The sequence below is a fragment of the Streptomyces sp. NPDC100445 genome (assembly GCF_044759735.1).
In the GTDB taxonomy this organism is placed as follows: Bacteria; Actinomycetota; Actinomycetes; order Streptomycetales; family Streptomycetaceae; genus Streptomyces.
Window position 1 is genome coordinate 31,622 of the sequence record NZ_JBIVZV010000008.1, and the last position, 13,442, is coordinate 45,063.

Genomic DNA, 13,442 nt, shown 5'->3' on the forward strand with positions numbered 1-13,442 from the left:
GGGCGCCGCCGCGGCCGTCAGGCTATGGGCCGCGGCGGACGTACGACAAGAGCCCCGGGGGGTGAGAGGGGCGGACGGCCGGTCAGCCGTCGAGGAGGTCCCGTACGAAGGCGTTGGTGAAGGTGCCGCCCGGGTCCAGGGAGCGGACCAGGGCCCGGAAGTCGGGCAGGCGCGGGTACCGCCCGCGCACCACGGCCGGCGGTGCCGCGTACACCTTGCCCCAGTGCGGACGCGGATCGAACGGGTCCAGTGCCTCCTCCAGCCGGCGCACCACCGGCAGGACGGCCGCCTCGTCGCGCACCCAGGTGAAGTGCAGCGCCACCGAGTCCCGGCCGTGGGACGGGCCGAGCCACTGCGGGTCGGCGGCGACCGTCCGCACCTCGCAGACCTGGAGGACGGCGGCGACCGTGTCCCGTATCCCGTCGACCGCGTGCAGCGCGTCGAGGGCGGCCGACCGCGGCAGCAGGTACTCCGACTGGATCTCCTCGCCGCTGCTGGGCGTGAACTCGGCCCGGAAGTGCGGCAACCGCTCGTGCCACGGCCCCGGCACGCCCAGCTGCGCGGTGCAGTTGGCCGCGGGCATCCCCGGCACCGGGTGCAGCGCCGCGGCCGCGGGCGCCGCCCACGGGAAGTCCACCGCCGGCCGGTCCGTGCGCCGCTTGACCCACACCTGCCGGAACCCCGGCGCCCGCCAGTCGGTGAACAGGCTCACGCTGTACCCGGCGGCCGCCACCGTCTCGAAGTCCAGCCCTTCCAGCGGCAGTTCGGTGTACACCCGCTGCTCCACCCCGTAGGCGGGCTCCAGCGCCAGCGTGAGCGCGGTGACGACACCGAGCGCGCCGAGCGAGGTCACGGCCCCGTCGAACCGCGGGTCGTCCCGGCCGATCGTCACCGCCGAGCCGTCCGCGACGACCAGCTCCACCTCCCGCACCACCGACGCCAGCGGCCCGTTGGCGACACCCGACCCGTGCGTGCCGGTCGCCACCGAACCGGCCACCGAGATGTGCGGCAGGGACGCCATGTTGGGCAGCGCCAGACCGCGGGCGTGGACCGCGCGGGCCAGTTCGGCGTACCGGACCCCGCCCGACACCCGGACCGTGCGCGCCGCCGTGTCCACCTCCGTCACCGGCGGCAGGCCGGCGGTGGACAGCAGGACACCGTCCGGACCCGGCTCGGCGATCCGGTTGAAGGAGTGCCCGCTGCCCAGCACCCGCACCCGCGCGCTGCCCGCGACCAGCGCCGACAACTCCTGTGGCGTACGCGGGCGGTGGAACGCCCGCGCCGAGTACCGTACCGTGCGCGCCCAGTTGGTCACCACCTCCGCGGACCCCCGCCGCCCCGACAGCACGCCCCCCGCACCCGCACCCGTACCCGCCGTCGCCGGCTCGGCCGGCCCCGCGCTCTCCGTCATCTCCGCACCCCTCCCGGGAAGTCGCGTCCTTCGTTGACCCTCTGGTCCGCCGCGACCTACCGTAGAGAACGCTTGCCGTCCGCGTGCCACCGAGCCGGAAGGTGCCCTTCGTGCCCGAGCGTCCCCAGGCACTGTTCGCGATGGCCGCCGAGAACCTGCCGCACCTCTTCCCGCCGGAGCTGCTCGCCCGGCTGCGCGCGTGCGTGGAGATCGACCCCGCCCTGGTGGCGCACGACCTCACCGCACCCGAGGTGCGCCGGACCCTGGCCCGTACCGAGATCCTCGTCACCGGCTGGGGCTGCCCCCGCCTGGACCCGGCCGTCCTGGACGCCGCGCCGCGACTGCGCGCCGTGCTGCACGCGGCCGGCTCGGTGAAGGGCTTCGCCACCCCCGACCTCTGGCGGCGGGGCGTGCTCGTCTCCTCGGCCGCCACCGCCAACGCCCTGCCCGTCGCCGAGTACACGCTCGCCATGATCCTGCTCACCGGCAAGGACGCCCTCGGCCTTGGCGACCTGATGCGCGCCCGACGGGCCTTCCCCCACGAGGGCGTGGTCCCCGGCATCGGCAACCACGGCCGGCGCGTCGGGATCGTCGGCGCCTCCCGCGTCGGCCGCCGCCTGATCGAACTGCTGCGCCCGCACGACCTCGCGGTCGCGCTCACCGACCCCTACGTGGACGCGGCGGAGGCCGACCGCCTCGGCGTGCGGCTGCTGCCCCTGGACGAACTGCTGCGCACCTGCGACACCGTCACCCTGCACGCCCCCGACACCGCCGGGACGCGCGGTCTGATCGGCGCCCGGGAGCTCGCCCTGATGCCGACGGGAGCGGTGCTGATCAACACCGCGCGCGGTGCCCTGGTCGACCACGCGGCACTCGTCGGCGAGCTGCGCGCCGGCCGCCTCAGCGCCGTCCTGGACGTCACCGACCCCGAGCCGCTGCCCGCCGGCTCCGCGCTGTACGACCTGCCGAACGCCTTCGTCACCCCGCACCTGGCCGGCTCCCAGGGCAACGAGGTGGCCCGCCTCGGCCGCACGGTGGTGGAGGAGGCCGAACGGCTGGTGTCGGGCGCCGGCCTCCGCCACGCCGTCGACCCCGCGGCGCTGGACCGGACGGCCTGAACCACGCGGGCGGCCGTCCGTCCCTGCCGCTCCCACCGGGACACGGCACGCGCCCGGCTGGGACCCGGCAGGGGGCCGCCGGAGGCGGGGGCATACGGTGAGGGGTGTACGCCTGAACCGGGAGGAGACAGACGGATGGGCAGTCGCACCGCGCTGGTCGAGGATCTGATGGAGCGCTTCCCGCACGTGCCGCGGGAGGCCGTCTTCAAGGAGGACCTGCTCCGCGGCGGAGTCGCCTTCGACCCGTCCGCCCTCAGCGACAACGAGAACGGCGAGGTCAAGCCGAAGTCGTACTTCATCTTCTCCTTCGACCACGGCACCCTGCCCGAACTGGGCGAGGCCGCGCTGCGCCGGCCCCCGGAGGAGATCATCCTGACGAGCGGCCCGTACGACCTCAGGCGCACGGTCGTCTCCGTACGGGTGAACCCCGCCTCCCCCTACCGGGTCGCCGCCGACGAGGAGGGGCTGCTCGGGCTGTACCTGGACGGCAGGCGCATCGCCGACGTGGGCGTCCCGCCGATGCCCGAGTACTACCGGCACAAGCTGTCCAACGGGAAGTCCGTGATGGAGGTCGCCCCGACCATCCAGTGGGGCTACCTGATCTATCTGACCGTCTTCCGGGTGTGCCAGTACTTCGGCGCCAAGGAGGAGTGCCAGTACTGCGACATCAACCACAACTGGCGCCAGCACAAGGCCGCCGGCCGGCCGTACACCGGGGTCAAGGACGGCGAGGAGGTCCTGGAGGCGCTGGAGATCATCGACCGGTACGACACCCAGAAGGCGTCCACCGCGTACACCCTCACCGGCGGCGCGATCACCAAGACGGTGGCGGGCCGGGACGAGGCCGACTTCTACGGCCACTACGCCAAGGCCATCGAGGAGCGCTTCCCCGGCCGCTGGATCGGCAAGGTCGTGGCGCAGGCGCTGCCGAAGCCGGACGTGCAGCGGTTCAAGGACTACGGCGTGCAGATCTACCACCCCAACTTCGAGGTGTGGGACCGCCGGCTGTTCGAGCTGTACTGCCCCGGCAAGGAGCGCTACGTCGGCCGCGACGAGTGGCACAAGCGGATCCTCGACTCCGCCGACGTCTTCGGGGCGCGCAACGTCATCCCCAACTTCGTGGCCGGCGTGGAGATGGCCGAGCCCTTCGGCTTCACCACCGTCGACGAGGCGATCGCCTCCACCACCGAGGGCCTGCGCTTCTTCATGTCGCACGGCATCACGCCCCGCTTCACCACCTGGTGCCCCGAGCCCACCACCCCGCTCGGCAAGGCCAACCCGCAGGGCGCGCCGCTGGAGTACCACATCCGGCTGCTCCAGGCCTACCGGCAGACGATGGACGACTTCGGCCTCTCCTCCCCGCCCGGCTACGGCCCGCCCGGACCGGGCCGCGCGGTGTTCTCCGTCAGCTCCTTCATGGACAGTCTGCCCGCGCGGGAACCGTCGGCGCAGGGGACGGAGGCGCCGGCCGGGGTCTGACCCACCGGTCCCCGGGGCGATGACCTTCGGTAACCGGATGTGAACAGGCAGCTTGTCAGTTGTGTCGAGGGCGTGAAAAGCTCTGTCTCCTCCCGCGAGGCCCCTACAACTCCACCTTCCCTCCGGTGAGTTGACTCGCACGTGGATGCAGGAGTCCCATGCCCGACCTGCCGACCCCCCAGGACGACACCGAGGCCGCGCTGTTCGCGGAGTACTGGGACGCGGTGCTCTCGTACGCGGACCTGTGCACCTCCGGGTCCCTGACGGCCCACCAGCTGGCGACCGAGGCCTTCACGCTCGGCATGCGCGAGGTCCGCGCCGCCGCCGGCCCGCAGGTACGCGGCGCCGGCCGCCGCACCCCCCGGCTGCCCACGATCCCGGCGCTGCTCACCGCCGTACGCGACACCGCGGCGGCCTGGGAGACCGGCGGGCAGGGACACCGGCTCGACCCCGACCTGAGGCTGTGGCTCAACTCGCCCGGCGCGACCCGTTTCACCGGACCGCCGCTGTGCCGTCCGGTCGCGTTGCGCGGCCTGCGGGACATGCAGGAGGCCGATTCCGCGCTGTTGTGGCTGGCCGAGGTGGAGGCGCTCCCGCTGCCCGCCGTGGCCCGCCGGCTCGGCCTGGACCCGGCCACCGTCGCCGCGGAACTCGAACAGGTCCGCACCCTGTTCCGGGACCGCTGCCACCGCGCCCACCTCGACGCCCTGACGGACGCGGAGTGCCGCTCCTACGCCCGGCTGCTCGACGCGGTCACCCGTTCGGCCGTCGCCGACACCCCCGCCGACCTCTCCCGGCACCTCGCGACCTGCGTGCGGTGCGCCGAGGCCGCCGCCTGCCTGCGCCTGCACGGCGGCGGCCTGCCCGCCGCGCTGGCCGGTGGCGTGATCGGCTGGGGCGGCCTCGCCTACCTGGAACGCCGCCGCCGCGCCGCAGAGGTCCGCCTCGGCGCGGGCCGCCCCGGCCCGCCCGCACCCGGCGCGGCGGACCCCGAGGAGGGCGCGGGCCGCAATCGCGTCCTGCGCGGCGGCCTGGTCGCCGCCGCGGTCCTGCTGTCGGCGCTGGCGCTCGGCGCGTCGATGATGCCCTTCGGCGGCTCCGGCGACGGCGTCGCCGCCGCCCGCGACGACCGGCAGCCGGTCGCCGACCGCGGCGCCCCCCGCGCCACCGTCCGCCCGGCCCCCTCCCCGACGCCGTCCGCCACCCCCTCCGCGGCCGGCACCGTGACCACGACCGCCCGGGAGAACCCCGGCCCCGAACCCCAGGGCACCGCCACCACCACCCGCCCGCCCCGGCCGTCCCATCCGCCTCGTTCGTCCCGCCCCCCGGCCGCCCCCGCCACCCCGCGGAGCACCGGCTGCCGGATCGCCTACCACCTGGCCGGCCAGTGGCCCGACGGGTTCCAGGCCACCGTGACGGTCACCACCGACCGGGCGCTCACCGGCTGGCGGGTGTCCTGGTCCTTCGACGACGGCCAGCGGGTCGGCAACGCCTGGGACGCCACCGTCCACCAGGACGGCTCCCGCGTCACCGCCACCGCCGCCGACTACAACGGGACCGTGGCCGCGCACGGCACCGTCTCCTTCGGCTTCATCGGCTCCTGGCGCGACGCCAACCGGACACCGTCCGCCTTCACCCTCGACGGGGCCGCCTGCACGGTGAGCTGACGTCGTGGCGGGCGGCCGGGCGGAGCGGGCGGGCCGGCGGACCGGCGCCGGTGAAAACCCTTTGACCCATGTCCCTGCCCGTGGGCTAGAGTTACCGGACACGCCGAGGTGGCGTGCGTGAGAGCCGACAGAGACCAGGAGGTGTCGACGATGACGGTGACTGTGCCGGGCACTGCCCTCCCCCAGGAACTTCTCGAGTCCACCTCCGTGGCCACCGGCTGAACCCACCGCGCGTCCGACGCGCCCGCCCGGGGCCACCCCTGTGAAGGGTCTCCCTTGACTTCCACCTCCGCCCAAACCGCCCTCGCCCGCTACGGCTGGGACGAGGACTGGGCCGACGCGTTCGCCCCCCACGCGGCCCACGGACTGCTGCCCGGCCGGGTCGTCCGCGTCGACCGCGGCCAGTGCGACGTCGTCACCGCCGACGGGATCGTCCGCGCCGACACCGCCTTCGTCACCCCGCACGACCCGCTGCGCGTCGTGTGCACCGGCGACTGGGCCGCCGTCGACCCCGACGGCAACCCCCGCTACGTGCGCACGTACCTGCCGCGCCGCACCGCCTTCGTCCGCTCCACCTCCTCCAAGCGGTCCGAGGGACAGATCCTCGCCGCCAACGTCGACCACGCCGTCGTCGCCGTCTCCCTCGCCGTGGAACTCGACCTCGGCCGCGTCGAACGGTTCCTCGCCCTCGCCTGGGAATCCGGTGCGCAGCCCGTCGTCGTCCTGACCAAGGCCGACCTCGTGCCCGACCCGGTCACCCTGGCCCACCTCGTGCAGGACGTGGAGACCAGCGCGCCCGGCGTGCCCGTCATCCCGGTCAGCGCCCTGCACGGCGAGGGCGTCGACGCCCTCGCCGCGCTCGTCGGAACCGGCACCAGCGTGCTGCTCGGCCAGTCCGGCGCCGGCAAGTCCACGCTCGCCAACGGGCTGGCCGGCACCGACGTCATGGAGGTGCGGGCCGCCCGTGACAGCGACGGCAAGGGCCGGCACACCACGACCACCCGCAACCTGCTCACCCTGCCCTCCGGCGGCGTCCTCATCGACACGCCCGGACTGCGCGGGGTCGGCATGTACGACGCCGGACACGGGGTCGGGCAGGTGTTCGCCGACATCGAGGAACTGGCCGCAGGGTGCCGGTTCCACGACTGCGCGCACGAGGCCGAGCCGGGCTGCGCGGTGCGCACCGCCGTGGCGGACGGCGTCCTCCCGGACCGCCGGCTGGAGAGCTACCGCAAGCTCGTCCGGGAGAACCAGTGGACCGTGGCCAAGTCGAACGCGCGGCTGCGGTCCGAGCTGAAGAAGGACTGGCGGCGCCGGGGCCTGGCCGGCAAGGCCGCCGGCGAGGCCAAGCGCCGGTCCTGGAACTGACCGGCCCGCGCCGGACCGGCCCCGGAGCCCGCGCTCCGGGGCCGCGTCCGTGTCCGATTTCCGCCGGCCGGCTCCGGTGCCCCGGCGCACACTGGGACACGTGATGGACGCGGACACCAGGTACGAGGCGGTACGCAGCCGGGACGGCCGGTTCGACGGCGCGTTCTTCTTCGCCGTCGAGACCACCGGGATCTACTGCCGGCCCAGCTGCCCGGCGGTGACACCCAGACGGCACAACGTGCGGTTCTTCCCGACGGCCGCCGCCGCCCAGGGCTCCGGGTTCCGCGCCTGCCGGCGGTGCCGCCCGGACGCCGTACCCGGCTCGGCGGAGTGGAACGTCCGCGCGGACGTCGTCGGCCGGGCCATGCGCCTGATCGCCGACGGCGTCGTGGACCGCGAGGGCGTCGCCGGGCTCGCCGCGCGGCTCGGCTACAGCACCCGGCAGGTACAGCGGCAACTCACCGCCGAACTGGGCGCCGGGCCCGTCGCGCTCGCCCGGGCCCAGCGGGCGCACACCGCGCGGGTGCTGCTGCGCACCACCGACCTGCCCGTCACGCAGATCGCGTTCGCCTCCGGGTTCGCCAGCGTGCGGCAGTTCAACGACACCATCCGCGAGGTGTACGACGCGACACCGACCGAGGTGCGTGCCGCCGCCCCCCGCGACCGGGCCCTGCGCCGGGCCACGGCCGGCGCCGGCATCCCGCTGCGGCTCGCCCACCGGGGCCCCTACCAGGCCACCGCCGTCTTCGACCAGCTCGCGCGGGAGGCCGTGCCCGGCGTCGAGGAGGTCACCGGCGGCCCCGGCGGCCGTACCTACCGGCGCGGTCTGCGGCTGCCGTACGGCACCGCGCTCGTCGCCGTCCACGAACGCGTCCGGGCACAGCGGCCCGGAGCCGGCACCCGGCCCGGCGGCTGGCTCGAGGCCCGACTGCACCTCACCGACCCCCGCGACCTCACCACCGCCGTGCAGCGGCTGCGCCGGCTGTTCGACCTGGACGCCGATCCGTACGCCGTCGACGAACGCCTCGGCGCCGCCCCGCGGCTCGCCCCGCTCGTCGCCGCCCGGCCCGGACTGCGCTCGCCCGGCGCGGTCGACCCGCTGGAACCCGCCGTGCGCGCGCTGGCCGGAGTCCGGGGCGCCCAGGAACTGGTGCGGCGGTACGGCAAGGCCCTGGACGCGCCCAGCGGCAGCCTCACGCACCTCTTCCCCGAGCCCGCCGTCCTCGCCGAGGCTGAGCCCGCCGGCCCGCTCGGCGCGCTGGCCGCCGCCCTCGCCGACGGCACCGTACGGCTGGACGCGGGCGCCGACCGGGACGACACCGAGGAGGCCCTGCTCGCCCTGCCGGGCATGGACCCGGCCGTCGTCGCCACCCTGCGCGTCCGCGCCCTCGGCGATCCGGACGTGGCCCCGCCCGGCGCCGACATCCCCGGCGGCTGGCGGCCGTGGCGCTCGTACGCCGTGCAACACCTGCGCGTGGCAGGCGAGTTGCCGTGGTGAGCACCGCGCACCACGCCTAGGCGGACACCCGGCCGCGAGCCGGTGGACCCCAACCCCGTTGCGCCGAGCGGGTGGACCCGCGTCGTCGGTCCCGTGGCGCGGCCCGGCCGTGTGGCACGGTCGCCTCCGGCGGGCACGGGGAAGGGCGGACGGCACATGCGCACGGTGGTACGGGTCCTCGCGGTCGCTTGTACGGCGCTGGTGCCGGGCCTGACGGCCCCGGCCCCCGCCGCACCGGCCGGTCTGCCCTGGACCGGCGCCTGGGAGACCGCCCCCTCCGGCACGGCGGCCCCGCTGCCCGGCGCCGCCGTCCGCGACGTCGTCCACCTCGGCATCGGCGGCACCGCCGTGCGCGTCCGGCTCAGCAACCGGCTCGGCACCCGGCCGCTGCACCTGGGCGCGGTCACCGTCGCGCTGCGCCGGGCGGCCGGCCCCGCCGCCGTCCCCGGCACCCTGCGCGCCGCCACCTTCCACGGCTCCCCGCGCGCCACCGTCCCGCCGGGCGCGGACACGGTCACCGACCCGGTGCCGCTGCCGGTGCGGGCCGGGGCCGACCTGCTCGTCACCGTCCACACCCCGCGGGACGACGGGCCCGCCACCTACCACCGCACCGCCCTCCAGACCAGCTACCTGGCCCGGGCCGGCGCCGGCCACGCGGCCGACGAGGACGGCACCGCGTACACCGCGACCACCGCCCACTGGTACTACGTCACCGGCGTCGACGTCCGCGGCACCGCCCGGGGCAGCATCGTCGCGTTCGGCGACTCGCTGACCGACGGCACCGGCTCCACCCCCGACACCAACCGCCGCTGGCCCGACCGGCTCGCCCGACGGCTGGGCCCGCACCGGTACGGGGTCCTCAACGCGGGCGTCGCCGGGAACCGGCTGCTGCGCGACGGTACCGGCCCCAGCGCCCTCGCCCGGCTGGCCGCCGACGCCCTGGACCGGCCCCGGGTACGCGTCCTGGTCCTCCTCGAAGGCGTCAACGACATCAACGGCACCCCGGAGGCGAACGATCCGGCCGCCTACGCCGCCGCCTACCGCACCCTCGTCGCCCGGGCCCACGCCCGCGGCGTCCGGGTCGTCGGCGTCACCCTCACCCCGTACGGCGGCCACCCCTCCTGGACCGCCGCCCGGGAGGCCGTACGACAGCGGGTCAACGCCCTCATCCGCGGCGGCCGCATCTTCGACGCGGTCGCCGACGCCGACGCCGCCCTGCGCGATCCGGCGGCCCCCGCCCGACTCCGGCCCGCCTACGATCCCGGCGACCACCTGCACTTCGACGACGCGGGCATGGACGTCCTCGCCGGCACGGTCCACCGGGCGCTGCCCCACTGACCATCCGCCTTCCCTCGTACGGCTGTTCACCCCCTCACTCGACACGCCGTCCGGCGCGGACCGGCCGGACCGAATTCTCCCGATGCCCCGTCCTGCGACCACCCGGACGGTGGACAATCGGCGGCATGAGCCAGCAGGGGGGACGTCCCGCCCGTTCCGAGGACGACTGGTGGGGCCAGCTGTACGACGACACCACCCGCGACACGGGGCCCACGGCCGCGCCCGATTCCCTGGACGACCGCTTCGCCTCGGCCAGGAACACGGTGGCCCGACGCGACCCCCCGACCCCACGCCCGACCCCGGTCCCCCCACAACGCACGGCCCCCACCGACCCGGCCGCGCCCACGGCGTCTCCTCCGCCCGCCGACCCGGCCGTGCCCGCCGACCCGGCCCCGCCTGTGGTGTCTCCTCCGACTCCGGTGCCCGAGGCACCCCCGGCTCCTACGGTGCCCGAGGCACCCCCGGCCCTGACAGCGCCCCCGGTGCCCGAGGCACCCCCGGCGCCCACGATTCCTCCAGCGACCGAGGCACCCGTGCTGCCCCCGGCACCCCCAACACCCCCGGCGCCCGAAGCCATCGCCGCTGACGCACCACCGGCCCCGCCGGCACCCCCCGCACCCCCGGCGCCGCCCACACCTCCCACCTCCGCCCCCTCCGTCGACTACGTGGGATCGGGGCCGCCCACCTACGACCCCGAGCCCACCGCTCTCCCGCTCGCGGACCCGGACGGGCTGGAGGAGCTGGTCGCGGACACCGTGCTGGACGGCGCCCGGTACGGGACCTGCACGCTGCGGGCGGTGTCGCTGCGCGGGGACTCGGCGCGCTACCGGGGTGAGCCGCGCCGCGACGCGCTGCTCACCGCGCGCTTCGGGGCGGGCGAGCACGCCCTGGTCCTCGTCGCGATGGCCACCGGCGCGCGGTCCGCGCCCGACGCGCACCTCGCGGCGGCCGAGGCGTGCCGGTGGATCGGCCGGGCCGTCGGCCGCAGCCACCAGCGGCTCGCGGAGGACATCCGCACCGCCCGGCGCGCCGACCTGAAGGCCGGCCTGCACCGGCTGACCGACCGCGGTCTGGGCAGGCTGCGCGCGAGCGCCGCCGAACGCGGCGCCGATCCCGACGAGTACACGGCGAGCCTGCGCTGTCTGCTGCTGCCCGCCGACCCCGACTGCCGTACACGCGTGTTCTTCGGGGTCGGTGACGGCGGCCTGTTCCGGCTGCGGGACGGCGTGTGGCAGGACATCGAGCCGGCCGTACCGCCCGAGGACGCCGCGGACACCCCGGGCGCCGGCCCGGTCGCCCGCGCGGGTTCGCCGACCGAGCGGCCCCCCGAGGGCGACCGGCCGGTGACGGACCTCGGCATCCCGGCCCCGCCGAGCCCCTTCCAGCCCGTCGCCGGCATCGTCCCCGAGCCGCCGCGCGAGCCGTTCCGCTTCCGTGCCGCGGTAGCCCGCCCGGGTGACACGCTGGTGATGTGCACCACCGGTCTGGCCGAGCCCCTGCGCGGCGAGCCCGCGCTCTGCGCCTACCTGGCCCGCCGCTGGTCCGGCCGCACCCCGCCCGGCCTCGCCGCGTTCCTCGCCGACGCCCAGGTCCGGGTCAAGGGGTACGCCGACGACCGTACGGCGGCGGCCGTGTGGGAGGCGTGACCGCGGTCCCTGTGGATTGATGGAACGGGAGGGCCCCCTCCCGGCCCTCTCCCGGGACAGCGAAGGGGCGGACGCGCCATGGCCAAACAGAACGTCGCCGAGCAGTTCGTCGACATCCTCGTTCGCGCCGGTGTGCGCCGCCTCTACGGTGTTGTCGGGGACAGCCTCAACCCGGTCGTGGACGCCGTCCGCCGCAACGCGGCCATCGACTGGATCCACGTACGCCACGAGGAGACCGCCGCGTTCGCGGCGGGCGCCGAGGCGCAGCTCACCGGCAGCCTCGCCGCCTGCGCCGGGTCCTGCGGCCCGGGTAACCTGCACCTCATCAACGGGCTGTACGACGCCCACCGATCCATGGCCCCCGTGCTGGCCCTCGCCTCGCACATCCCGTCCAGCGAGATCGGCCTCGGCTACTTCCAGGAGACCCACCCCGACCGGCTGTTCCAGGAGTGCAGCCACTACTGCGAGCTGATCTCCAGCCCGAAGCAGATGCCCCGGCTGCTCCAGAGCGCCATCCAGCACGCGGTCGGACGCAGCGGCGTGAGCGTGGTGGCGCTACCGGGTGACATCGCCGGTGAACCGGCTCCGGACAAGGCCCCGCAGAGCGCCCTCGTCACCTCCCGGCCGACCGTCCGGCCCGGCGACGCCGAGATCGACCGGCTCGTGGAGATGATCGACGCGGCCGGCAAGGTCACCCTGTTCTGCGGCAGCGGTACGGCCGGCGCCCACGCCGAGGTGATGCGGTTCGCGGAGCGGATCAAGTCGCCGGTGGGCCATGCTCTGCGCGGCAAGGAGTTCATCCAGTACGACAACCGGTTCGACGTCGGTATGAGCGGACTCCTCGGCTACGGTGCCGCCTACGAGGCCACCCACGAGTGCGACCTGCTGATCCTGCTCGGCACCGACTTCCCGTACAACGCCTTCCTCCCCGACGACGTGCGGATCGCCCAGGTGGACGTGCGGCCCGAGGTGCTCGGGCGGCGCTCCCGGCTCGACCTCGCCGTGTGGGGCGACGTCCGCGAGACGCTGCGCTGCGTGATCCCGCGGGTGCGGGAGAAGACCAGCCGGCGTTTCCTCGACAAGATGCTGAAGAAGCACGCCGACGCGCTGGAGGGCGTGGTCAAGGCGTACACCCGGAAGGTCGACAAGCACGTCCCGATCCATCCGGAGTACGTGGCCGCCGTCCTGGACGAGGTCGCCGCCGATGACGCGGTGTTCACGGTGGACACCGGCATGTGCAACGTCTGGGCGGCCCGCTACATCACGCCCAACGGGCGTCGCCGGATCATCGGTTCGTTCTCGCACGGATCGATGGCGAACGCGCTGCCGATGGCGATCGGCGCCCAGTTCACCGACCGCCGCCGGCAGGTGGTGGCCATGTCCGGTGACGGCGGATTCGCCATGCTGATGGGCGACTTCCTGACGCTGGTGCAGTACGGCCTGCCGGTCAAGGTGGTGTTGTTCAACAACTCCTCGCTGGGCATGGTCGAGCTGGAGATGCTGGTCGCGGGCCTGCCCTCGTACGGCACCGCCAACACCAACCCCGACTTCGCCGCCGTCGCCCGGGCCTGCGGGGCCCACGGGGTGCGGGTGGAGAAGCCCAAGCAGCTCGCCGGCGCCCTCAAGGAGGCGTTCCGGCACAAGGGGCCGGCCCTGGTGGACGTCGTCACCGACCCCAACGCGCTGTCCATCCCGCCCCGGATCAGCGCGGAGATGGTCACCGGGTTCGCCCTGTCCGCGTCGAAGATCGTCCTTGACGGCGGCGTGGGCCGGATGCTCCAGATGGCCCGCTCCAACCTGCGTAACGTGCCCCGTCCTTGACGCTTCGGTGGTCGGCTTTCGGCCAGTTTCACGCCGCGTGACGGCGTGCCGACAGCTGGTGCCGGGCGGAGTCGGACCGGCGTCGCGGGGCGTCCG

The 13,442-nt window shown here is 75.3% G+C and carries 9 protein-coding genes; 8 read left to right on the top strand and 1 reads right to left on the bottom strand.

Features of this window, described 5'->3' with window-relative positions; all coding sequences use genetic code 11:
- Positions 1-82: 82 nt before the first annotated feature.
- A complete protein-coding gene (locus tag ACIQVT_RS19830) occupies positions 83-1,411 on the bottom strand; it encodes an FAD-binding protein (RefSeq protein ID WP_403755009.1) in 1,329 nt (442 codons plus the stop codon).
- Positions 1,412-1,521: 110 nt separating this feature from the next.
- Between ACIQVT_RS19830 and ACIQVT_RS19835 the strand changes: the two genes are divergently transcribed.
- The 8 genes from ACIQVT_RS19835 (at position 1,522) to ACIQVT_RS19870 (ending at position 13,346) form a co-directional block, all read left to right on the top strand.
- Positions 1,522-2,529, top strand: a complete 1,008-nt coding sequence (locus ACIQVT_RS19835) for a hydroxyacid dehydrogenase (RefSeq protein WP_403755012.1) — start codon at positions 1,522-1,524, stop codon at positions 2,527-2,529.
- A 135-nt stretch (positions 2,530-2,664) separates the two neighbouring features.
- A complete protein-coding gene (locus tag ACIQVT_RS19840; RefSeq protein ID WP_403755015.1) occupies positions 2,665-4,008 on the top strand; it encodes a radical SAM protein in 1,344 nt (447 codons plus the stop codon).
- A 158-nt stretch (positions 4,009-4,166) separates the two neighbouring features.
- Positions 4,167-5,675, top strand: coding sequence for a cellulose binding domain-containing protein (locus ACIQVT_RS19845; protein ID WP_403755018.1), 1,509 nt, complete (start codon positions 4,167-4,169; stop codon positions 5,673-5,675).
- A gap of 276 nt (positions 5,676-5,951) precedes the next feature.
- Positions 5,952-7,043: a ribosome small subunit-dependent GTPase A gene (rsgA, locus tag ACIQVT_RS19850; RefSeq protein WP_403755021.1), complete on the top strand. Its 1,092-nt coding sequence runs from the start codon at positions 5,952-5,954 to the stop codon at positions 7,041-7,043.
- A gap of 103 nt (positions 7,044-7,146) precedes the next feature.
- Positions 7,147-8,541: an AlkA N-terminal domain-containing protein gene (locus tag ACIQVT_RS19855; protein WP_403755844.1), complete on the top strand. Its 1,395-nt coding sequence runs from the start codon at positions 7,147-7,149 to the stop codon at positions 8,539-8,541.
- Between the two features lie 156 nt (positions 8,542-8,697).
- Positions 8,698-9,879, top strand: coding sequence for a GDSL-type esterase/lipase family protein (locus ACIQVT_RS19860; RefSeq protein ID WP_403755024.1), 1,182 nt, complete (start codon positions 8,698-8,700; stop codon positions 9,877-9,879).
- A gap of 125 nt (positions 9,880-10,004) precedes the next feature.
- Positions 10,005-11,525, top strand: coding sequence for a protein phosphatase 2C domain-containing protein (locus ACIQVT_RS19865; RefSeq protein ID WP_403755027.1), 1,521 nt, complete (start codon positions 10,005-10,007; stop codon positions 11,523-11,525).
- 78 nt (positions 11,526-11,603) lie between these two features.
- Positions 11,604-13,346 (top strand): pyruvate dehydrogenase, encoded by a 1,743-nt coding sequence (locus tag ACIQVT_RS19870; RefSeq protein ID WP_403755030.1) that lies wholly within the window; start codon positions 11,604-11,606, stop codon positions 13,344-13,346.
- Positions 13,347-13,442 lie beyond the last annotated feature (96 nt).